The organism is Mesorhizobium sp. M0571 (assembly GCF_040320985.1).
Lineage (GTDB): Bacteria > Pseudomonadota > Alphaproteobacteria > Rhizobiales > Rhizobiaceae > Mesorhizobium.
The window spans coordinates 25,926-47,666 of sequence record NZ_JAMYQT010000040.1 but is presented as its reverse complement, the minus strand read 5'-3'; the positions used below and the strand labels follow the sequence as shown (position 1 = coordinate 47,666).

General features: G+C 61.2%; 22 protein-coding genes and 1 pseudogene. 3 read left to right on the top strand and 20 right to left on the bottom strand.

Features of this window, described 5'->3' with window-relative positions; translation table 11 throughout:
* Positions 1-133: 133 nt before the first annotated feature.
* Complete coding sequence (locus NKI85_RS29615) at positions 134-1,126, bottom strand: Tim44 domain-containing protein (RefSeq protein WP_502900739.1); 993 nt, start codon at positions 1,124-1,126, stop codon at positions 134-136.
* Between the two features lie 357 nt (positions 1,127-1,483).
* Here NKI85_RS29615 and NKI85_RS29610 point away from each other — a divergent pair.
* Positions 1,484-2,426, top strand: a pseudogene (locus NKI85_RS29610) (IS630 family transposase).
* Positions 2,427-2,542: 116 nt separating this feature from the next.
* Here the strand turns inward: NKI85_RS29610 and NKI85_RS29605 are convergent.
* The 12 genes from NKI85_RS29605 to NKI85_RS29550 form a co-directional block, all read right to left on the bottom strand.
* On the bottom strand, positions 2,543-3,541 hold the full coding sequence (locus NKI85_RS29605) for a sugar-binding transcriptional regulator (protein ID WP_352779715.1): 999 nt from the start codon (positions 3,539-3,541) through the stop codon (positions 2,543-2,545).
* A 98-nt stretch (positions 3,542-3,639) separates the two neighbouring features.
* The gene (locus NKI85_RS29600) at positions 3,640-4,695 is read right to left on the bottom strand and encodes a hypothetical protein (protein ID WP_352779714.1); all 1,056 of its coding nucleotides are present in this window, start codon (positions 4,693-4,695) and stop codon (positions 3,640-3,642) included.
* The gene (locus tag NKI85_RS29595; protein WP_352779712.1) at positions 4,696-5,778 is read right to left on the bottom strand and encodes an ABC transporter ATP-binding protein; all 1,083 of its coding nucleotides are present in this window, start codon (positions 5,776-5,778) and stop codon (positions 4,696-4,698) included.
* Positions 5,779-5,857: 79 nt separating this feature from the next.
* Positions 5,858-7,183: an iron-containing alcohol dehydrogenase gene (locus NKI85_RS29590; protein ID WP_352779710.1), complete on the bottom strand. Its 1,326-nt coding sequence runs from the start codon at positions 7,181-7,183 to the stop codon at positions 5,858-5,860.
* The gene (locus NKI85_RS29585; RefSeq protein WP_352779708.1) at positions 7,176-8,705 is read right to left on the bottom strand and encodes a xylulokinase; all 1,530 of its coding nucleotides are present in this window, start codon (positions 8,703-8,705) and stop codon (positions 7,176-7,178) included. The genes NKI85_RS29590 and NKI85_RS29585 overlap by 8 nt, the downstream gene beginning before the upstream one ends.
* Before the next feature lie 67 nt (positions 8,706-8,772).
* Entirely contained in the window at positions 8,773-10,302 is a 1,530-nt protein-coding gene (locus tag NKI85_RS29580) for an ABC transporter substrate-binding protein (RefSeq protein WP_352779706.1), read from the bottom strand.
* 47 nt (positions 10,303-10,349) lie between these two features.
* Positions 10,350-11,249, bottom strand: a complete 900-nt coding sequence (locus tag NKI85_RS29575; protein WP_352531954.1) for a carbohydrate ABC transporter permease — start codon at positions 11,247-11,249, stop codon at positions 10,350-10,352.
* Positions 11,249-12,160 (bottom strand): carbohydrate ABC transporter permease, encoded by a 912-nt coding sequence (locus NKI85_RS29570; protein ID WP_352779704.1) that lies wholly within the window; start codon positions 12,158-12,160, stop codon positions 11,249-11,251. The genes NKI85_RS29575 and NKI85_RS29570 overlap by 1 nt, the downstream gene beginning before the upstream one ends.
* Positions 12,161-12,362: 202 nt before the next feature.
* Positions 12,363-12,770 (bottom strand): PIN domain-containing protein, encoded by a 408-nt coding sequence (locus NKI85_RS29565; protein ID WP_352779702.1) that lies wholly within the window; start codon positions 12,768-12,770, stop codon positions 12,363-12,365.
* The gene (locus NKI85_RS29560) at positions 12,760-12,990 is read right to left on the bottom strand and encodes an AbrB/MazE/SpoVT family DNA-binding domain-containing protein (protein ID WP_352531948.1); all 231 of its coding nucleotides are present in this window, start codon (positions 12,988-12,990) and stop codon (positions 12,760-12,762) included. The genes NKI85_RS29565 and NKI85_RS29560 overlap by 11 nt, the downstream gene beginning before the upstream one ends.
* Positions 12,991-13,229: 239 nt before the next feature.
* A complete protein-coding gene (locus NKI85_RS29555) occupies positions 13,230-14,276 on the bottom strand; it encodes an NAD(P)-dependent alcohol dehydrogenase (protein WP_352779700.1) in 1,047 nt (348 codons plus the stop codon).
* A gap of 193 nt (positions 14,277-14,469) precedes the next feature.
* Positions 14,470-14,961: a nucleotidyl transferase AbiEii/AbiGii toxin family protein gene (locus NKI85_RS29550; protein ID WP_352531944.1), complete on the bottom strand. Its 492-nt coding sequence runs from the start codon at positions 14,959-14,961 to the stop codon at positions 14,470-14,472.
* Positions 14,962-14,969: 8 nt separating this feature from the next.
* On the opposite strand from NKI85_RS29550, the gene NKI85_RS29545 reads away from it, so the two are divergent.
* The gene (locus NKI85_RS29545; RefSeq protein WP_352531942.1) at positions 14,970-15,170 is read left to right on the top strand and encodes a hypothetical protein; all 201 of its coding nucleotides are present in this window, start codon (positions 14,970-14,972) and stop codon (positions 15,168-15,170) included.
* Between the two features lie 14 nt (positions 15,171-15,184).
* Here the strand turns inward: NKI85_RS29545 and NKI85_RS29540 are convergent, their stop codons facing one another.
* The 3 genes from NKI85_RS29540 to NKI85_RS29530 all read right to left on the bottom strand — a co-directional run bounded on the left by NKI85_RS29540 (position 15,185) and on the right by NKI85_RS29530 (position 16,876).
* A complete protein-coding gene (locus NKI85_RS29540) occupies positions 15,185-15,763 on the bottom strand; it encodes a hypothetical protein (protein ID WP_352779719.1) in 579 nt (192 codons plus the stop codon).
* Between the two features lie 364 nt (positions 15,764-16,127).
* Positions 16,128-16,574 carry a type II toxin-antitoxin system VapC family toxin gene (locus NKI85_RS29535; protein ID WP_352779697.1) on the bottom strand — a complete coding sequence of 149 codons (447 nt, stop codon included), beginning with the start codon at positions 16,572-16,574 and terminating at the stop codon, positions 16,128-16,130.
* The gene (locus tag NKI85_RS29530; RefSeq protein WP_352531936.1) at positions 16,574-16,876 is read right to left on the bottom strand and encodes a hypothetical protein; all 303 of its coding nucleotides are present in this window, start codon (positions 16,874-16,876) and stop codon (positions 16,574-16,576) included. Before NKI85_RS29530 ends, NKI85_RS29535 begins: the two co-directional genes overlap by 1 nt.
* 229 nt (positions 16,877-17,105) lie before the next feature.
* On the opposite strand from NKI85_RS29530, the gene fghA reads away from it, so the two are divergent.
* A complete protein-coding gene (gene fghA / locus NKI85_RS29525) occupies positions 17,106-17,957 on the top strand; it encodes an S-formylglutathione hydrolase (protein WP_352531969.1) in 852 nt (283 codons plus the stop codon).
* A 30-nt stretch (positions 17,958-17,987) separates the two neighbouring features.
* On the opposite strand, the gene pqqE is transcribed toward fghA, so the two are convergent.
* From pqqE to pqqB, 4 genes are read right to left on the bottom strand one after another with little or no spacing between them, the layout of a single operon-like run.
* Positions 17,988-19,109: a pyrroloquinoline quinone biosynthesis protein PqqE gene (gene pqqE / locus NKI85_RS29520; protein WP_352779695.1), complete on the bottom strand. Its 1,122-nt coding sequence runs from the start codon at positions 19,107-19,109 to the stop codon at positions 17,988-17,990.
* Positions 19,106-19,402, bottom strand: coding sequence for a pyrroloquinoline quinone biosynthesis peptide chaperone PqqD (pqqD, locus tag NKI85_RS29515; protein WP_352531173.1), 297 nt, complete (start codon positions 19,400-19,402; stop codon positions 19,106-19,108). The genes pqqE and pqqD overlap by 4 nt, the downstream gene beginning before the upstream one ends.
* Complete coding sequence (gene pqqC, locus NKI85_RS29510; protein ID WP_352531175.1) at positions 19,399-20,157, bottom strand: pyrroloquinoline-quinone synthase PqqC; 759 nt, start codon at positions 20,155-20,157, stop codon at positions 19,399-19,401. Before pqqC ends, pqqD begins: the two co-directional genes overlap by 4 nt.
* The gene (pqqB, locus tag NKI85_RS29505) at positions 20,154-21,092 is read right to left on the bottom strand and encodes a pyrroloquinoline quinone biosynthesis protein PqqB (RefSeq protein ID WP_352779692.1); all 939 of its coding nucleotides are present in this window, start codon (positions 21,090-21,092) and stop codon (positions 20,154-20,156) included. The genes pqqC and pqqB overlap by 4 nt, the downstream gene beginning before the upstream one ends.
* Positions 21,093-21,741 lie beyond the last annotated feature (649 nt).

Genomic DNA, 21,741 nt, shown 5'->3' with positions numbered 1-21,741 from the left:
CGGTGGAAGCCGGTGGTATAGTGTTAACTCAACGCGCGTTGGGGGAAAGAAGCGCGCGGAAGGGGCGGGCTGGCCTTCGAGTGGTAGCGAGAAACCTGAACAAAACTCTTGGCAGACATCAAGGCCGGGCACATCAGCTCGGCTGCTGTATTGCGGCAAGCTTCCAGTCACCGCCGTTCTGCCGCGTAAAGGTCCACAGTTCGGTTGTCTCCGTCGGCTGATCGGCCTGGCCCTCGACAATCTTGTCGCTGATGCGATCGCGGGTCACGTCGCGAGACTCATAGCGCAAAGCAGCCGTCGCGTAGTCGCGATCACCCTCCCGCCAGCTTTCCGCAATATCGGCCTCCAACAGGCTGACGTCCGATACGTCATTCCTGACGCCCTTTTTGGCATTATCGGCAAGTTCCTCGGACAGATAGGACACCATCTCGGGCGTCACCAACCGGCGCAAGGCAGCATGGTCCTCGCGCCCGAATGCTTCCTGAACTTCCGTCAGCCTTTGCTGGAACGTGTCGAGGTCGGTTTTAGTGAGCGTGATCTCATCGGAAATATTGGCTTGGCTCGTTCCGCCAAATCCCGACCCGATACCTGGAATGGAGGAAGCTGGGGCGTTGCTCGTTTCGGGCCGGGCTGCTGCGCTTCGCCCAAAGCTCCCAGCACCTCGCGAGGCACCGGCCATAGCGGGCGCTGGGTTTTGCGCCGACTGCGAGCGGAAAAAGCGGATCGCCAGCATGATCGCACCGCCGATCAGCAGCACTTGAAGCAAAAGACCCAACATGCCGGCCAAGCCGCCGAAACCATGGCCCAAGAGAACGCCGATCAAACCGCCGAGAAGCAGCCCTCGTATCATCGATCCGCCGAGGCCGTTGAAGAAGCCCGGGCGCTGGAATGCCTGCGGCTGACGGGCCGCATTGTTCGTTGCCGCATTGGGCGTCATCGAGCGCTCGACCGGTGCGGCAGGCTGTGGCGCAGTTCTGGTCGGCGGGACCGACTGGAAAGTGCGCGTGCCGCGACTGCCGAAGCTGCCGCCACGGCGCGCATCGGCGTGATCCACAGCGACCATGGAAAATGCCAGGAACAACCCTGCAAGCAAAACTGCAAACCGTCCCGAACGCGAAATCAACATAGACAAATCCTTACGACACTCTTTCCGCTTATATGGGGTGCGCCGATCGAAATATCAGTGACCGGCACCTACCACTCCAACGGCGACATGCTGCCTATGCTCAGCCACGTCTTTCGCGGAGCGATGGCTTGCGCTCTGGTGCGCGATCCCACAAGCAGGACCTGGTCGAAGTCGGCCGCGACCAGCGGCCCCAGATTGACCGTCACCGTCCCGTCTTCAAGGCGATCCGTGCGGATAGTCTTCCGGCAGATGACGCGATGCGCATCGCGCTAGAGCATATCCGGCGATCGATGAATCGATTGTGAGGTGACACAGGCTTGGCCGGCTGATTCAACGTCCACTTTGAAGAGGTGGACGATGGCAAGAGCACTGAGCGGCGATCTTCGTTGGCGGGTTTTGAGGGCTTCGAGCGAGGGCATGTCCGCGCGGCAGGTGGCAGCCCGGTTCGGGGTCGGGATATCGACTGCGATCCGTTGGGTCGCGCGCGCCAAGATCGGCGAGCGAACGCCTCGGCCGCAGGGTTGGCGGCGAGGTTCAAGTCTCGATGCGCATAAAGCCTTCATCGTCGGGCTGATCGAGGAGCGCAAGGACATCACACTGAACGAGATGGTCGAGCGGCTTGCGACCGAGCGGTCGGCACGTATCGGACGCAGCGCATTGAGCGCTTGGCTTTGCAGGCGCGGCTGGACGTTCAAAAAAAGTCCGCACATGCACTGGAGCAGGACCGTCCAGACATCCTGAAGCGCCGCCGCGCTTGGTTCGATGGCCAGCTCGATCTCGATCCTGCCCGGCTCGTCTTCATTGATGAGACCGGACTGTCGACCAAGATGGCGCGGCTGCGGGGCCGCGCCCCACGCGGCGAGCGTTGCCGGGCCGGCGTGCCTCATGGCCACTGGAAGACCACCACCTTCACCGGGGCGCTGCGCCTTACCGGCATGACCGCGCCGTTCGTCTATGATGGTGCTATGAACGGCGCCGTCTTCCTCGCCTATGTCGAGCAGGTCCTCGTCCCGACCCTGAAGCCGGGCGACATCGTCATCATGGACAACCTGCCGGCGCACAAGGCGGCAGGTGTCCGCGGCGCGATCGAGCAGGCCGGCGCGACACTCAGCTTGCTGCCCCATACAGCCCCGACTTCAACCCGATCGAGAACGCCTTCTCAAAGCTCAAGGCGCTTCTGCGCGCCAAAGCAGAGCGAACCATCAAGGCCCTGTGGGATGCCGTCGGTTCGATCGTCGAGCTGTTCTCACCGGCCGAGTGCGAAAACTACTTCAAGGCGGCAGGATATGATCCGGATTAAGCCGGACGTGCTCTAGCGTGAGTGTTTATCCGTTCTGCGCAGGCACTGCAGATATCGCGCGGCCCAGGTTGGCACCATTCAGGTGCGAGACAATTCCTCGCCGCGACCCGTCTGCGCTATGGCTTTTCCGCAAGGATCGCCTCGGCGGTTTTCTCGTCGGTGATCAGAACATCGACGACACCAAGACGTAGCACGGCGCGCAGCACCGGAACCTTATCGAGGCCACCGGAGGGCAGGATCACAGTGTCGACGTCGCGCAGATGTTCGGGGGCGAGGCCGATAACGCGACGGTTGAGCGGATGATCGACGAGTTGTCCCTCGGCATCGATCCAGTGGCCGCAAATATCGCCGACGGCGCCGGCTTCGCGAAGCGATATGAGATCATCGTCGCCTACCAGTCCGATCCGAAAGATGGTGGCGTCCTTGTGCACCGCACCCACCGAAACGAAAGCGGCATCAACGTCGCGGGCATGGGTGAAGGCATCTTCCAGAATAGACTGGCGCATAAGCAGATCGCGCGTGGCCTCGGTGTCCGTGAACACCGGTGCTGCGACGTAGAAGCATTCCGCGTCGAAAAGCGCCGCGAGCCGGGAAGCGATCTCGTAGATGTTGATCGCCGATCCACGCGTGAGCCCGCCAAGCAGGGAAACGACCGACATCCCTTTGACCGGGCGTACGGTCACTGACCGCAGGCTAAGCTGGAGCGTCCGTCCCCATCCCACGCCCACCGATATCCCGTCACGTATTCTAAGCGACAGGGCTTCACCGGCGGCGGCTGCGATGACCTGTGGCACCAGGGCAGGATCGGGCGGTGTCGGAACCACGATCGGATCGGAGACGCCATAGGCGTCCCGCAACCGGTTCTCCAACTCGATGCAGTTCGCCACCTTGGAATTGATGCGAATCTGAACTATCCCCCGCTGGCGGGCATGCGCCAACATCCGGTTGACGCGAACGCGGGTCAGGCCAAGAGACTTGGCGATTTGCGCCTGCGTGAGGTCACCGACATAAGCAAGCCAGGCGGCGCGGACGAGGAGCCCTTCCTCGCGATCGGCCGTGACGGAACTCGTTACGGCGTGGCGGCCGTCGCGTTTCTTTGGTGGTGGTTTCTCCATCAGACCATCCTGTCCACTCCGCGGCAGCGGGATCAGAGCAGGCTCGGCGGAGCCATGTGCTCATCGATATCAGGCATCAATCGAGTTTCCCCGCTCCGCTAGCCTCGGTGATAGCGGTCGAAGGACAAAACCAGCGGAGCATCATCACAAATCGCGTCGATGATGGCGCTCGTCAGCGGCAGGCGATCGTAAGGAAGTACACCCCTGGCCATCATATTCTTCAAAGTCTGACCAAGGTCCAGCGCCAGTTGCGCCCCCTCGACCGTGTCTGAACTCATATGTTCGCGCTTCGCCACGGAATAAGGCAGGCCCCGGCCAAGCAGGCGCCCCATGCGACCGTTACGACCCGCCTGGCAGGTCACATAAAGATCGCCGGAGCCGGCCAGCCCCAGCACTGTTTCGATTTTTCCACCCAGAGCTTCGACCAGAATCGCCATCTCGGCGAGGGACTGCGAGAAAAGTGACGAGGCAAGATTGTACATGAGCGCACCATTTGACGCTTTGTTGTCGCGCTCCAGCAGCCCGACGGGGGATCCAATGGCCAGCGTGTAGAAATTCTTGAAAGCGGCGCAGATCTCGACGCCAACGAGATCGGATGACGGTCGCGCATGATAGAAAGGCGCGCGCAGAATGCGGGACGCTGCGGCAATCTTGTCGGGATCGTGCCCGGCCACGATCACAGAGGTATCGCGCTGTGCGGCCAGTTCGCCAGCGATGCAAGGTCCGCCGACGGCCATCACCGGGACCGACAAGCCGGTGCGCTGCTCAATCTCGCGGGCAAGCAGATGTGGCAGGATTTCGATGCCGTCGTCACTCGCGGCAAGTCCTTTCGTAATCATCAGTATCGGCACGGGCGACTTGATGCTTTCGGCAATGCGGTCGATCGCCCAAGGAATGCCGGCCGACGAGACGCCGAGTACAAGGAGATCGGGTCCATCGTTCATCACCGCTCCGAATTCAGTCCAGGAACAGGCGGTTACCGCGCCAGGCAGAGTGATGTTGAGGCGCGGATGACGACCTGCGCTGGCCACCGAGCCGACGATCTCCTCGTCGAGATGGGTGCCGACGAGAGTAATGCGGTTACCCGCGTGAGCGGCCGGAAGCGTCATGGCAGAGCCCATGACGCCGGCGCCGAGGATAATGATCTGCGCCATTCAACTTCTTCCCTTGTCCAGCCGCTCGCCGCTGCCTTGGTCGAACAGGTGGATTCGGTCAGGCGTCGGCTCCAGATGGATCACAGCTCCAGGAGAGAGTTCCATGCGATCATGCAGCACCGAGCAGATCGCGACGTTGCCCATGCTGGCAAAGATATGGATTTCGGGGCCAGTCGGCTCGACAACCGTAACCCTCGCCGGGATGCCTCGCCCGTCTGCCACTGGTCGAAGATGTTCTGGACGGATGCCATAGATCACCTTTTGGCCGGGCCGGACTGCGGCCTGTGGCGGAAGCGGGAGGGATAGTTCGTCAGTCCGCACCACCCAGGCGCCGCGCTCAGATGCCACCTCGCCATGGAACATGTTCATTGCGGGCGAGCCGATGAACGAGGCGACGAAGAGGTTTGCCGGGCGATCGTAGACATCGAGCGGGCGCCCGATCTGCTCGATGTGGCCGTCGCGCATGATGACGATGACATCGGCCATGGTCATGGCCTCGATTTGGTCATGCGTGACATACACGGTGGTGGTCTTCAGCCGCTGGTGGAGTTCCTTGATTTCGGTGCGCATCTGCACGCGCAGTTTGGCGTCGAGGTTGGACAGCGGCTCATCGAACAGGAACACAGTTGGATCCCGCACGATGGCGCGGCCCATGGCGACGCGTTGCCGCTGGCCGCCCGAAAGCTGGCGGGGATACCGTTCCAGATAGGGGGTCAAATTGAGGATCGACGCCGCCCATCCGACCTTCTGTTTGATCTCTTCGCTGGGGCGTTTCTTCAATTGCATGGAAAAGGCCATGTTGTCGAAGACGGTCATGTGCGCGTAAAGCGCGTAATTCTGGAAGACCATCGCGATGTTGCGGTCTTTGGGATGAAGAGTGTTGACGACCCTGTCTCCTATGGTGATCTCACCGGACGTGATGGGCTCAAGACCGGCTATCATGCGCAACAGCGTGGACTTGCCGCACCCGGACGGCCCCAACAGAACGACGAACTCGCCATCCTCGATCGAGAGATCGAGTCCATGGATAATCGAGAGGGCGCCATAGTCCTTCTTTATGTTGCTGATGGTGACAGACGCCATAAATTGCTATCCTTCGATTGCCCTTGCCGGTTGGGTTCCACGTCGCCATGCGAGTCATTGGCGACGATCCGATGCGGTCTCACCATTCGCTCACCAGAAAGTCTTCCAGCAGCCCTGCATCGGCGACCAGATTGACAAAGGACCATCGGCCACGGATTTCTCGCGAATAGCGAATGGCATCGTGCCAAAGCGCTCGCGGCAGGCCTAATTCTGCGCCGGTGACCGGCCCCCCCGCAGCCTTGAGCGCTGCCTCCATGCGGGCAACCGGCATTGCCATCGGCCGAACCTCCTGGCGCAGCGCCGGCCAGATTTCCGCAAGCCTCCGGTTGAAGGCTTCAGTCTGACGAGCATCGAGAGCTGTCTTCTTCATCTCAGCAATGCAAAGTGGTCCAAGTTGCGCGCCATAGCGGGCCAGCATCGCCGCCTCATCGATGAGGGTCGGCCTTGCCTGCGGCGGCTCTTCCATGTCGAGGAGCCGCGCTTGCAGACGCGCCATAACCAGCGAGGCAACCCCGACCTGCTGACCGTGCGTGGTGCCGGGATGATGGTCTCCAGCGAACATGTCAACCCAATGGGAAATTTGGTGCTCCCCCATGGAGCCAGGATGGGAAACGCCGGCGAAGCAGACACCCATCGAGCACAGCGTCAAGACGCGCTGGAGATGCCCGACGGCGGTCACGTCATGCCTGGCCAGGCCAGGCGCATGGGCCAGCATCGGTTCCTCATCGCCCGCCTGCAGCAGGTAGGGCACGTCAGAATAGTAGGTGTCGAACAGCCGATGCGAAGCCCACCAGTCGATTTGGGCCGTGGAACGGCAGAGGCTGTCGCCAAGCCCGGCGGCGCTGAGCCAGGTGGGCGCTGCGGCCGACACGCCAAGGTCCAGGAAGATGCCACGCGGAGCGTGTGAGGGCAGCGAGATCTTGAGCCCTGAAGCCAAGGTCACCGACGCTGTTGAGGCGCCGTAGCCATTCATCGAGGCTGCCGTGCCGAAGACGGCATAGGGCCGGTTGTCGAGGAAGGTTGCATGCTTGCAGCTGTCATTGAGGACGCCGGATCCGACGGCCACGACCCCGTCGGCGTGACGCGTCTTCTCTCTGACCATCTGGATCGTCGCCTCGTCGCACTCCAGGCCCTGCGGCAGCACGATTTCGTCGATGTCGGCGACGGCGCGCAGCGCCTTGGCGACGCGCCGACCCATCACGTCGACGGTGTTGGTGTCAGAGACAGTAGCGATGTGGCTGCCTAGCATCAGAGGCGCTACGAGATCCGCCTCGCGGCCCTCCGTCGTCTCCAGCAATTCAATTGTTTGGAACGGCAGGGTAGCGGCCGCGCCTGTCTCAGGATCTTTCCAGCGTCCTGCGACAACGTCCTCGATCAAGGCGTTCCAGTTGGTGGTTTCAGCCATGATCGGCCTCCATGAAAGCCGCGAGTCGCTGGTTCCAGGCTGAAAGCGTTGGCCAAAGATCGGCATGGATCGCAAGAAGGTCGGCGTAGAGCTGGGCCCGTTTCGCGTCCGGCTCGAAGGTTTTGGTCGGCTCGCTGGCCATTGCGAGCGACGCTTCGGCGATGGTGGAAAACCAGCCCACGCCCTTTGCCGCTGCCATCGCCGCGCCAAGCGAGGAGGCTTCTACGGTCGTCGAACGTTTTACGGGAAGATCGAGTGCATCCGTCAGAATCTGCATCCACAGGTCGGACTTCGCTCCTCCGCCGATCGCTATGAGGTGATCGATCGTCTGGGCGGCGGCCGCAGCGGCTCGCCGACTTGTCGCGGCCTGATGCAGCGCTATGCCTTCCAGCACGGCGCGATAGATGTCGCCGCGGCGGCTCGAGCCAGACAGCCCGGCAATCACACCACGGGCCTCGCTATCCCAGTGCGGATCCATGACGCCCTGCCAGTACGGCAGGAGCATTATGCCGCCTGCGCCGATGCGGCTGGCGGCGGCTTCGGCCTCGAGCGCCGCCAGGCCGTCGCTTGAGCCATGCAGATCGACGCCGAGCATTTCGCGCGCCATCCAATCAACGAGAAAAGTGCCCGCGCGAAGGCACGTCTCGTAGATATAGCCATCCTCGGCGACCGCTGTTTCGGTGCGGAAGGCCGGGTCATGGACGTAGTCGATGCCGAAACTGCCGGAGACGACCGCCGTGCCGAGATTGATGTAAGCGCATCGCGGCTGCAACACACCAGCGCCCGTTCCGGCGCATTGACCGTCGCCGCCGCCGGCGACGATCGGCGTGCCCTCGCGCAAGCCCGTCAGCATGGCCGCTTCCGACGTTAGTTGGCCCACAATGGCGCCGGGCCGCGCCAGGTCCAGCATCATTCGCCGGGCGACGCCTGCTGCGTCCAGTATATCGTTCGACCAGTCCATGGCTCGCATGTCGAGCACGCCCATTGGGTCGGCGGACGCGGTGGACGTCACCCACCGGCCGCTCAACCGAAACACCAGGTAGCCGTGGACTTCGGCTATTCGCTCCACCCGGGCAAAAATCTCGGGCTCTTCCTCGCGAAACCAGATCATGCGGTAAAGGCAAGGAATGACGTCCAGCGGCTTGCCGGATATTGCGTGGACGCGTGCCGCGCCGAAGCTTTCGCCGAAACGGCGGACCTTCTGGCGGGCGCGCTCATCGAGCCATAGCGTTGCGGGCCTGATCGCTTCACCTTGCTCGTCGAAAAGACCGAAGCTTTCGCGCTGGTTGGCAATGGCAAGGGCGGCAATGCGTTTCGGCGAAACTGTTGCTGCCACAGCGCGGAGCGCTGTGACCGTCGAGGTCCACCACTCGGCCGGATCCTGCTCGAAATAGCCCGAACGCGGGTTGGACATTGCAATCGACGCACGGCCCTCCGCCACGGCGCGACCATTGCGGTCCCAGGCGATCGCCTTGGTTGCCGAGGTCGAGGAATCAATGCCGATGACGAGATCCGGAACCATTGCCGCCACATTGCCAGAGGGCGAGGGCGGTTGAAGCCGCCGTCGCCGAAATCACCGGGGGATGCCGCTAAAGGCCGGCATCCTTGACTTTGCCGTCGACAATGCCGGCAATGGCATCCAGGCATGCCTTGGCGTCGCCGCCATAGTCTTGGCCCGTAAGCAACTTGCCGAGCTCAACCGGAATGTCGTTGTTCGACAAATCCGCCCAAATCGGCATGTCCGGCTCCGATCCCATCTGGTTGTCGATGGTGTATTTGATCGCGTCGAAATGGCGTGTCGTTCCGGGTCCAACGACGGCCTTTGCCTTGACCCGAGGATCGGTGAAGGAGGAATTGCGCATCGGTGAGGCGCCGCCGCCGAGCGTCGACACCCGCGCCATCACATCCTTCGAGCAGACCCACTGCATGAACAGCCATGCCGCTTCCTTGTTCTTGGAATATTGCGACAACGAAATCGTCGAGCCACCCTGGTGGCCGACGGCCGGGATTTCGTTGAAGCCGCAATCGGCGGCGGCGCGACGGCCAGGAACCTCTTTGGGCGCCGGCAAGGCCTCGAACAGGCCTTTGACCTTGGAATCGTTGGCGTCGAAGCCGGGGAAATCTTCGCCCCAGGTGATTGCCATGGCGGCCTGCCCCTGTGTCAGGGCCTGACCCTGACCGTCCCAGGTCCATGTCGTCGCAGAGGGCGGCGAGTTCTTGACCAGTTCCTGATAGAATTGCAGCCCGGCCACGCCGCGCTCGTCATTGCCGACGAATTTCTTGTCTTTGTTGAAGACCGAACCGCCATGGCCCCACAGTGCGAAGGTCCAGTCGCATTCCAGCGAATAATGGCCGGACTTCGCCTGGCATGCGGTGCCAAAGATGCCATTGCCTTTTTCCGCCTCTGTGAGCGCCTGCACGGCCTTGAGGTAGGCGTCGAGGTCTGTCGGCAACGCAATATTGTGTTTGTCGAAGAGGTCCTTGCGGTACATCAGGATGAAGATCGGAATATCGAATGGAATTCCGCATTGTTTGCCGTTGTACATGGCGATGCCGTCGACCAGCGGCTTGGAGAAATCATCCCAGTCAAAGTCGGGCATCGCCAGTTCTTTGTTCTGGTCATAATACTCGCGCGGATCGACGACATCCTGTGCAAATGTCGCCATCCAGGACTGGTCGAGGTAGTAGACGTCATAGGTGCCCAGCTGGCCCTGTACGTCTTGCGTCGCCTTTGCGAGAACCTGCTCCAGCGGCACGATCTCGACTTCCACCTCAATACCGGTTGCCTTCGTGAACTCACCCGCAACAAGCTGATTGGCGACGATCGTCGGCGGCGTGGCTTCCGAAGTGTAGCGGATTTTGGTGCCGGCATATGGTTTGCCGACATCGGCCAGCCACTTCAGCATATCCGTGTCCTGGGCGCGGGCTTCTTCAACCCCCAGGCCCAGCACCCCCCGATTGGAGCGGCCGCCGCCCAGCATGGCCGATCCGAAGGCAGAAAAGCCGACGCCAGCGAGCGCCATCTTCCTCATGAAGTCGCGTTTGGTTATTCGGCGCGCCGTAAAGTCGTTGCAGGTGTCGGCGACGAATGTCTTCTTGTCGTGATCTCTGAAGCTCATGATCGTTCCTCCGTTGCGATTTTGTCGTCGTTCTTCTCGTCCGGGCCTCACTCCTTCAGCGATCCGAGAGTGAGGCCGCGGACCAGATGCCGTTGAACCAGTAGGATAAAGATGAAGCTGGGTATGATCGCCGAGGTGCCGAGCGCCGTGATGTAGCCCCACTCGGTCGCGGTCGAGGTGACAAAGGTCGAGATCTTCACCGGCACGGTGCGGATCGACGTTGTCAAGAACAGTGAGAGCAGGAACTCGGTCCATGAAAAAATGAAACACAGCACAGCTGTCGCGGCGATGCCACCCTTGACCATGGGCAGGACCACACGGCGAAAGGTCTGCCAGCGCGTCGCGCCGTCAATCAGCGCTGCCTCATCGACCTCGCGCGGGACATCGTCGAAGAACGACTTCAAAAGCAAAACCGCCAGCGGCAGGTTGATCAAACTGTGAACGAGGATGAGCCCCGTATAGGTGTCGCGCAAGCCGAGATCCCGGAACATGAAAACGACCGGTACGACGATGGCGATTGGCGGCATGAAGCGCTGCGAGAGGATCCAAAACAGGAAGGACTGTTGGCCGCTGAACTGCATTCGTGACAGGCAATAGGCGGCCAGCGTCGCCAGCAACAGCGTCAGTGTTGTCGATCCAACGGCTATGATCGCGCTGTCGAGCAGCGACTGGCGGGAATCGTAGGAGCTGGCGCCGCCCTTGATCACCCCCGCCGCCTCGCCGCCCTGTTCCATGCCGATGTCGACGCGCGAGACGCCAAGCAGCGTCACGCGGTAATTATCCGGCGTCGGCGTGAAACCGACGTAGACCGGTCCGCTGCGGTCGAAGATCGCCGAATAGGGTTTGATGGACGACAGCGCCCACCATGCGATCGGGAACATGAAGATCGCCACCACCAAGACGGCGAGCACGTCACGGGCGATCATTCGGGCGCGGGACGGCTCCATCAGAACCTCACCTTGAACAGCCTGACGAAGACGTTCGACACGCCGATCAAGACGACGAGCACGATCAGCGACAGGGTCGCGGCATAGGGGAAGTCTCCGGTGAAGTAGATACGACCAGCGTAGAATGAAAGCGTCTCGGTGGCCGTGCCTGGCCCGCCGGCGGTGATGATGTAAACGTAGTCGTAGATGCGAAAGAGATCGACGCCGCGGATCAGCACCGCGACCGCTATCACCTTGCGCAGCATCGGCAATGTGAGGCGCAAGAATGTCTGGAGACCATTGGCGCCATCGATCGCAGCGGCTTCGAAAGGTTCCCTCGGCAGCGCCCTGAGCCCTGCCAGCATGATGAGCACCATGAACGGCGTCCATTGCCATATGTCTGCCAGCAGGATCGCCAGCAGTGCGGTTACCGGCTGCGTCAGGATCGGCTGTGCCGGCGAGAGCAGGTGGAGGGCGTAAAGGTAGAACGACAGGACACCAAAGGAGCCGTCCTGCATCAGCAAGAACATCATTCCGGTCACGGCAGGGGGCACGACCAGCGGCAATGTCATCAACGCCCGCAGCACGCCGTAACCTTTGCGATCGGTGTCAAGCAGAAGCGCGATCAGGATGCCAAGCGCAAGCTGAACGGCAAGCGCGACGAAGGTGTAGATCAGCGTGGTTTCCAACGAATGCCACATACGCGCATCCGAGAATGCGCGCGTCCATTGGTGGACTCCGGCGAAGTCAAGCTGCCGGGAAACGACATTGCGTTTGTGAAATGACAGCCAGACCGAATAGGCGAGGGGATAGATGCCGAAAACAAGAAGCATCACCGTGATCGGCGCGAGCCAGGGAAAAGGATGCTCGGCCGTCATGAACCGGGGCAGGACCCATTTAGGCCTCTCGCGCGTGAAGGTCGCGGTGCTCACGCGCAAATCTCCGCTTGGTGACAGAGATGCATCGGCCCTCTCCCTATCGGCCAGATCGTGCCAACTTGAACTTTTGTAAGTTTGTTGTGTCTTTTGTTAAGGCAGCGTGTGGGACGGCCGTCAATTTGTCAAGCACCGGTTCGATGAACGCCCCTGGGTTTGCTGGCTGCCCCACATTGGGCGATCACCGCAGCGATGGTCGTCAGTACGCAATGCGAAAGGGATTGATGATGCGTAAGCCCTCGTCGAGAGCCATTCCGTGCTGCATGTCCTCCGACCAAAGTGTATCGCAGCCGGCGTGAATCGCTGCGGAGACGATCATGGCGTCATAGGTGGAAAGGCCGTATCGCTCCGCGAGCCTCAATCCTGTTTCGTGGGTCTCGATCGTGAGCGGATAGGTCGTCAACAGCCCGCGTAACATGGTCAGCAGCGCATTGGTTTCGGCCCAGGACATGTGCATCTTCCGACGCGCGACGTTCGCGAGTTCATTGAGAACCTGCACGCTGATTGCCCCGCCAGCGGCAATGACCGCCTCAGCCCGATCCGCCTTCGCTATGTCGCTTGACGCGATATAGACAAGGACGTTGGTGTCGAAAAAACTAGCGGGCATTCGACTCGTCTCGGTCGAACTTGAAGTCAGCGGGAAGCCGACCTCGGAAGGCGCGGAGGCGCTTCAGCAATTCGTCGCGCCCTGGCTTGCGCGCGACGCCAAGCTGGCGGAGGTCGGCGACATGGATTTCGATCTCATCGCCCTCCCTAAGCTCAAGGGCTTCGACCACTGCCGTTGGAAGTCGAACGGCGAGACTGTTTCCCCATTTACCGATCTGCATGTTACTTTCTCGTCTGGATATACGGTGGAAGAAATGTATATCTAAAAGGGGTGGACGTCAAGAATTGTGATGCTGCATAGCTCGGGCCACCAGCTATAGAATGCTGAAGCCCGGTGACCATGGCTACGATTTCGTTTTTGTCGAACCGGGGCAGCGTCTACGTCACCGAGGGCGTGAACAGGCCATGGGGCATCGATGAGATTGGGACAGCGACCCGAGCCTCTTTCCGGGAGCTCACACTAATCCGGCAGTCTGATCTGGAGCTTCACGTCCGCCGGCCGGCCTTCGACGGCGCGGTCGAAGGCTGCGATAGAGTCCTCGAAGGGGAAGGTCGCTGAAATCAGCGGTTTGAGGTCGACCCGCCCCGATCCCATCAGCGCGATCGCCCGGTCATATTGGTGGGCATAGCGGAACACCGTTTCGATGCGGATTTCCTTCGTCGAAGCAGTAGCGATGTCGATCGCCACCGGCGCCACCGGCAGGCCGACCACCACCACCGTGCCACCGGGCCGCGGCAGATCGAGCAGGGTCTCCCATGCTTTGGACGAGCCGGAGCATTCGAAGACGACGTCGGCGCCCCAGCCCTCGGTCAGGCGCTTTACCTCCGCCGTCAGGCTCTTGTCGCGGATATTGACCGGGACCACACCTTGGTAGCCGGCGGCGATGTCGAGCTTGGGTTGGGCGAGGTCTGCGACGATCGCGCGGGCGCAGCCGCCGGCAAGGGCGGCGATCGCCACCATCGTGCCGATCGGCCCTGCGCCAATCACCACCGCCGTGTCGCCCGGCACGAGCTTCGCCTTGGCCGCAGCCTGCATGCCGACAGCGAAGGGCTCGACCATTGCGCCTTCGGCGAAGCTGACATTGTCGGGCAATTTGAAGGTGTAGTTGGCGGGGTGAACGACATAGGGGGTCAACACGCCGTGGATCGGCGGCGTCGCCCAGAACCTGACTGCCGGGTCGATGTTGTAGAGACCCAGCCGGCTCGCCCGCGAATTGGGATCTGGAATACCCGGCTCCATGCAGACGCGGTCGCCGACCTTCAGGTGCTCGACGCCTTCGCCTGTTTCCACGATCGTGCCGGCGGCTTCATGGCCCAAGACCATCGGCGCTTCGACCACGAACGGGCCGATTCGACCATGAGTGTAGTAATGCACATCGGAGCCACAGACGCCCACCGTGTGGATCTTGATGCGAACCTCGCCCGGACCAACGGTCTGCGGCAGATCGATGTCACGCAGCTTGAGCTCGTGCTGACGTTCGAGGACAAGGGCGCGAACTTTCGTCATCAACATGATCTCCTCTAAAGCCGATTGTAGGAGGCCTTCTTGACCTTACTTGCCTTCGGCGACGCTCATCATAGCCGCTCATCCACCGCTTCAAAATCCAGTTCGGAACGAGTGTTGCCTGATCCCGACTATCGGCACCAACTTCCCGGCCAAGGGACTTTGAAGGCGAGCATGCCGCGGTGCCCTCAAGGGATCACAATCGATCGAGATGCGCGTCCAGCTGAGCGAGGATTGCGTCGAGTGAAGGCCGATCCCTGAAGTAGAGGGCGCGAGTTCGCTCATAGGCGTTGGCGTAGATCTGTCGGGTCGCGGGATCGGTGAGGCGAAAAGCCTCATTCCGCCGCAGGTCCGGCTCATCGCCGCCTCGGAACCGATCGGCCTTGTGTGCGCGGTATTCCGGGCTGCCAATAAAGGCTTTGACGCCCTCGTCCTCCAGAAGACAGAAGACGTCGTAGTAGTGACGCATGAAGTTGACGGGCATCTCTCCGGAAGCCTGCTGCTGCCGGAATTTGGTGGAAAGGGTCTGCAGCTTTTCGACGAACGTGTAGCCGGGCTCATAGCAGAGAACATCGACGGCGCGGTTATCGATCAGGTCCGGCACGCCCGATGCCACCGCACGATCATAGGCCCAGGAGGAGATGAGGCGGGCCTGATTGGGCGCGACCCGATCGAAGCCCGCTTCCAACAGAGAGGATGGATCAGAATGTCGATGTGGATCAGCTGATATCCCTTGGCCAGCGAGGTGCCGCCCTTGAGCTCGAAACGGAAACCGAGCTGCTGCAGGCCCCACAGGGCATGCATGATCCAGTAGTCCTTCTCAGCCAGGCCGGAATCGATCTTCATGTCCGCGGCGGCGACCGTGATCAGATAGCTGAAATCCCCGAGGTCGTGTAGAAGCGGCATGCAGATCAGGCCGCTTCCAGCGCTTGGCTCACCAGCCGCTCGGCGCGAACCGAACCGAAATCCCGCGCCGCCTTGGCCAGATGAGCGGGGTTCATGTCGCGGGCGCGCTTGAGGGCGCGAGGCAACACCTCAGCCTTGTTCTCGGCAAGACGGTCAAGATTCTGGAGAAGGTCGACCAGCAACACTTCCTGGGTCAGTTTCGCAGGCACCGAAGGCTTCTTGCGGAAGTCGTAAAAACGGCCGCCGAGCTGAAAGCGTCCATGACGCTTGAGATTATAGACGACCGGTTCGTTGTAGAGCTGGGTCGTGCCCACCCCCAGGCTGTTATAGGCGCTGGGGGAGACCATCAGAAAGCGATCGTCGTTGAGGAACGTCTCGACCAGTTTCTCCGCCGCAGCCGGAGCCTTGCCGAAACGCGTGCTGCGCGGAGCCATGTACAGTCCGCCCGACACCTTCTCCAGCCGACCTTCCTCGATAAGCTGACGCAGGTGGCGATCGACAGCCGTGGACCACTTCTCGAGGTCCTTGCGCCGATAGACCTGTCCAGGCCGCAACCGCTTCTTCAGTTCGTTCAATGCGGACATCGTCAAATCCTTCGTCCTCCACTTAAGACGCTGCGCTCCATTTTGCAATGATTTTCGTTTAAAATTCATGCACACGAGCGGACCGCCGGTCCATGTCCATGGGATACCCTTTTGCATGCGACGAGGCTCATACTAGCCCCTCGTCGACGGCTTCAAATCGGGTCCCGAACAAGTGTTGAATTGATTTCGGCCATCCGCACCAATTCCCGATCTAGGAACTTGAAGGCCGCGGCCATGCCGCTGGCGGAACCGGATTTGTTCAATCAGGACGCTTCGAGCTATCGTGCGATGAACTGGGCGCGAGAATTGCCATGCCTCCTGAATCGGAGGTGATGGGTTCGGAACAACTCTCCACTTGAGATGGCTATCTGTCGGCCTCTTCGGTGCGGGAACTACGCAGCGGATTGAGGATCTCGATGCCTTCGAAATCTTTCTCGTTATCCGTGACGACGACGCAGCCGTTCGCTTCTGCGACAGCTGCGATGATGGTGTCGAGACCGCTTCGCGGCCGCCCCTTGGCTTTGGCGTCTGCCATAAGTTTTGCCCACGAAAGGGCCGCTTTCTCGTCAAAGGATAGTATGCGACCGTCGAAGAGCGCTCGTGGTCCAGTTGGACCGACGAACCAGGCATCGAGTTGATCGCGCCGCTTCCCCGCCGGCTTTTCGAGAACGCCGCGTCGGATCTCGGCAAGAGTCAACGAGGAGATGAAAAGGTCGTCGTCGATCTGCTCGGCCATCCAGGCGATCAACGACTCGGAGGGCACCGGCTTCGTGAAGTCGCTGATGATATTGGTGTCGATCAGATACCGCATTAGATGTCGACCCTTCGTCCCTCCTCACGGGGACGGGTCAGCTCCAGTTCGGAACCAATGAGAGGCGATGCAAGCAAAGCCTTGAGGATGCCGCCTTTCTTCGCAGGCTCACCTGAGATTGTTTGCTTGACGGCCGCGCGCAAACGGTCGGCGTCTGCACCGCCTTCCGCCAGGCGTCGAGCTACCGAGCGGATCAGCTCACGGTCGTCATCGCGGCCGACAACCTCGAAGCGCGCCATGCCTCGGCCAGTCAGGCGGCTCCGATAGCTATCAACCGCGCGTCGTTGAGGACTCTTGCTCATTCAGGGCCTGCCGAGGGTATTACCGGTAATATAACCAGAGCACCAGAATGTGCAAGCTCGTTGGGCCGAGTATTCACCTCGCCGAGGAGCCACCCGCCGCCGTCGGACCCAAGATCGCGGCGGATGTTCAATACTTCAACCAAAGTGGGAACGAGCCAAGGTTGCCGCGATCACTCCTGATGTCGTAGAGGCCATGGTCGGCGTTTTTAAAATTGGCGGAGAACAATACATGCCAGAGCACCCGAAACTCGTCTCCACTGCCAAGTCGCATGGCGGCGCCCAGCATGTTTATTCTCATCTCTCGACGAGCTGCTCGTGCGAAATGACGTTTGCCATTTTCGTGCCTCCGCAGGCACGGGAAAGGCGTTGCCCCGTGGTGTGGTACCTCTCTGGACTCACCTGCACCCATGCGAATGTAATGGAAAAAGGCGAATATAGACGTATGGCCGCCGAACTTGGCTTGATCGTCGTCTGTCCCGACACCAGCCCGCGTGGTGCCGACATTCCGGATGAAAAGGGCAATTGGCAGTTGGGCAGCGGCGCTGGTTTCTACCTCGATGCGACGCAAGAGCCGTATGCGAAGAACTATCGCATGTATTCCTATATCCTCGAGGAGCTGCCAGCCGTGATCGGGCGCGAATTTCCCGCCGATATGGCGCGCCAGTCGATCTTCGGCCATTCGATGGGCGGGCATGGCGCGCTGACGATCGCACTGAGAAATCCCGCGCGTTTCAAGAGTTGCTCGGCATTTGCGCCGATCGTGCAGCCAAGCACAGCCGGCTGGTCGAGGCCGGCTTTCGAAAAATATCTCGGCGTGGATGAGGCCTCGTGGCGGCGCTACGATGCCACTTCGCTCATCGAGAATGGACACCGTTTCCCGGAATTCCTGGTCGATCAGGGAACATCAGATGGTTTCCTCCAGGAGGGCCTCAGGCCTTGGCTGCTCGAGGACGCCTGCTCCAAGGCCGGCATTCCGTTGAAATTGCGGATGCAGGACGGATACGATCACTCATATTTTTTCATTTCGACATTCATGGATGACCATATGACGTGGCATGCCGAACGGCTTTCACGAGACTAAGACTAACTACTATAGGAATAGCTCAGCGGGTCAGGCGGGCTCGGTAACGACGCCGATACGCCGGTAGACGAACGGTTCGTCCTTCGAGGGAACTGTCGCAGCGCGCTGGGCTTCGTCGATCAGCATTGCCATGCGCGCATGGATCGGCGATTTCGCGCAAGCCGGGTCCGTTGCGGCGGCATCGCCGGCGATCGCCATCGCCTGGCAGCGGCAGCCGCCCCAGTCGATTTCGCGCCGCTCACAGTTGCGACAGGGCTCCTGCATCCAGTCCGTGCCGCGAAAGGCATTGAATGCCGGCGAATCGGTCCAGATCGCGGCCAGGCTGCGTGGTCCGAAACGCTCGAAGCTGAGCGACGGGATGGTCTGTGCGGCATGGCATGGCAGTACGGTGCCGTCCGGCGTCACCATGAAGGCGTCGCGCGCCCAGCCGCCCATACACGGCTTGGGATAGATGGCGAAATAGTCCGGCGTGACGAAATCGATGTTGATGACGCCGGTGAGTCGTTCCCGCGCCGCCGCGACGATCTCCGCCTGCCGGTCGACCGCAGCACGCTCGGGCATCAGTTGATCGCGATTGGTCAGCGCCCAGCCGGCGTACTGGACGTTGGCGATCTCGAGACGCTCCGCACCCAGCGAAAGGGCCAGATCGATGAATTCCGGCACCTCCTCGATGTTGTGGCGATGGATCGGCGCGTTGATGGTAAGCGGCAGGCCGGCCGCGCGAGCCCGGCGTGCCGTCTCCAGCTTCTTTTCGTGGCCGCCTTTGTGGTTGCCGATGCGGTCGGTGGTCGCCGGCCGTGCGCCTTGAAAGCTCAGCTGCAGATGGTCGAGCCCGGCTTCGGCAAACGCCTCGATGCGGCCTTCGGCAATGCCGACGCCGGCGGTGATCAGGTTGGTGTAGACGCCGCGCGCCGAAAGCCCTGCGATCAATTGCTGGAGGTCGCGGCGCAGCGTCGGTTCGCCGCCGGACAGATGCACCTGGAGAACGCCGAGATCGGCGGCCTGCGAGAACAGGTCGAGCCAGGTCTGCGTGTCGAGTTCGCGATTGGCCTTCAGCAATTCGAGCGGATTGGAGCAATAGGGGCATTGCAGCGGGCAGCGATGCGTCAGTTCCGCCAGCATGCCGATCGGAGGAAGAAGGGGCTCGCTCATAGCTTCACCAGCAGCTTGTCCGACCATTCCTGCAGGAAGGCGATGACGTCGGCCGCCACGGCCTCCTGTTCGGCATCATAATCCGCGGCAAGACCGGCAATGATGTGACCGACCGTGGACCGCCCATCGCAGCGGCGCAATATGTCGAGGCTGATGTCGTTCGGCCAGAATATTTTTTCGGGCGAAAGCACGGCGAATGCCTGCCGCACGGGGTCGTACTGTATGCGCACGTGCTTCGGCAGCGATGGCACCGATCGCGGCGACACCAGGGTTCTTTCGCGCAGCGCCATCATCGGGCTGCATCCGGACGGAAGGCACCGGGCGGGATGTTTCCCGGCTCGCCATAGGCGTGTTGAAGCGCGTCGAGCATGGCCCAGAGTATATCGCATTTGAACATCAGTGCATCGATCGCCTGCTGCTGGCGTTCCGCCGTGTCGGCATGTCCGAGCACATAGGCGAGGGCGAAGTCGGCGTCGCGCGAGGCCTGTTCGGGGCGTCGGCTGAAATAGGCCAGCGTATCCTCGGTGATGTAATCGTATTTGGCCAGCATCGCCGGCACCCGCTCGCCGATAATGAGCGGCGAGAACATCTCGGTCAGCGACGACGCGACCGCCTCGAACAGCGTCCGGTTCGTGCAAAAGGAGAGGTAAGCGCCGACCGCGAAACGTGTTGCCGGCAGTGCCAGCCTTTCACTCTTCACCGCATCGGCATCGAGACCGAGCGAGGTCGCCAGATGCAGCCAGCGCGCAATACCGCCGCTCCAGCCGTCCTCGCCGTCATGGTCCTCGATGCGTTTGCGCCAGGCGGCACGAAACGCCGGGTCCTCGGCATGTGCGAGGATCATGGCGTCCTTGCGCGGAATGACAGCCTGGTAGCAATAGCGGTTCAGCGCCCAGGCCTGCATCTCTGTCCTCGACAGCGCACCGCTGGTCATCCTGTGATGGAAAGGATGGCGGTTGTGATAGCGCTCGGCACCGACCTGCCGCAGCACGGCTTCGAGCTCGCTGGAGGACAGGCCATTCCTGGCCGCGTCGTGGAAATCACTCAAAATTGCATCTCCATTCCGTCGCCTGCGACTTCCCAGCCTGCCGCCTTGACCGCCGCGTGTTCGGCAGAATTCTCGTCGAGGATCGGATTGGTGTTGTTGATGTGAACAAAGACACGGCGGCCGATCCTCACATCGGCCAAGCCGGCGATCGACCCCGCGTCTCCCGACATCGCCAGGTGCCCCATGCGCGCACCGGTTTTTTGACCGACGCCGGCAGCAATCATCTCGTCGTCGGTGTAGACCGTGCCGTCGAACAGAAGGCATGCGGCATCGGTGAGACGCGTGCGCAGGGTCGCATCGATGCGCGCGCAGCCGGGGATATAGAAGACGGAGCCGCGACAGCCGGCACCAGCGATTCGGACGCCAATCGTGTCACCGGCGTCGGAGCTAAAATTGGCCTCCGGATGGTCTTTGTCCTCAAGATAAAGCGCTATCTTCCCGGGCACCGGAAAGCTCTCGACAGCCACGCCGGTGTCGTGGCCGTCTGCATCGCAGATCGCCAGTTCTTTCGCCGGCGGCAAGATGCGTCGCGGCACGAGCGCCGGATCGAGAACATTGAAAATCGAATTCGCCTTCAGCGTCGCCAGAACCTGTGTCGTTGCATAGATAGCGAAAGGCTGCCGCTCACGCAGGCTGAGCAGGCCGGCGACATGATCGACATCGGCATTGGTCAGCACCACCGCGCGAATAGGCGTCGAGCGCAGCGGCGCATCGTCCGCGGGTTGCAATTCAGGCGTTGCCGCGATCTGCTGGCGAATGTCGGGCGAGGCGTTGAAAAGAACCCAGCCGAGCCCATCCGCCGAGGCGGCGACACTTGATTGGGTTCGTGAATGCACGCCAGCCATTCCGGTGCGAGCCGCACGACTCAGACGATAATTGCAGTTCCATTGCGGAAAGCCGCCGCCTGCCGCCGATCCGATGATTCTCAAGCGCATGAAAACGCCCGCCTCGCGGCTGCTCTGACCAACAGGCAATTTGCAGCCGCAAAAAACGTCCCGCCCGCTTTGCGTGCGTCAAAACCTTTCCACGAAAATCCCATGCGACAAGGGATGCGCGCCCCTGTTGCCAGGGACACGCACCTCTGCGGCCTACTTCTTGGGAGTAATTTCAGCAGGCAGATACCGCGAAATTTCAAAGCCCGCAGCAACCTGACACATGGTCGGTTTTGTCCAGCTCTTCTTCATATCATTTCTCCTCTTCTATCAGCCCGAAGGGGCCGATGCTGTCGTTAGCCAACCATTGCAGGGCACCGAAGCAATGGCTCGTCCATCACGTCTCAAAATGGACAAATGAAACAGTAGGTTTTTGAAAGCCGAAAAACAAAACTATCGAAAGTAGCTGTGGCCTGCGGGGCCTTGGCGAAAATAGCTGGCGGTCTCCTGCGAAATAGCGCCGTCCCCCAGGTTGGCTAGCCATGTGCTGCCACGAACGTCCTTTCTAACCTTGTCTCTCCTCATCGCTCCTGCAGGCAAATTGGTCCGCTCCGTCCAGCCGATAGCCGGCGGGCTCGTCGACCTCGCCTGCCCATGCAGGCTCTGTAAGGCCCGGGATACCCGCCGTGGGCAACAAAATCGCTTCCTTTCC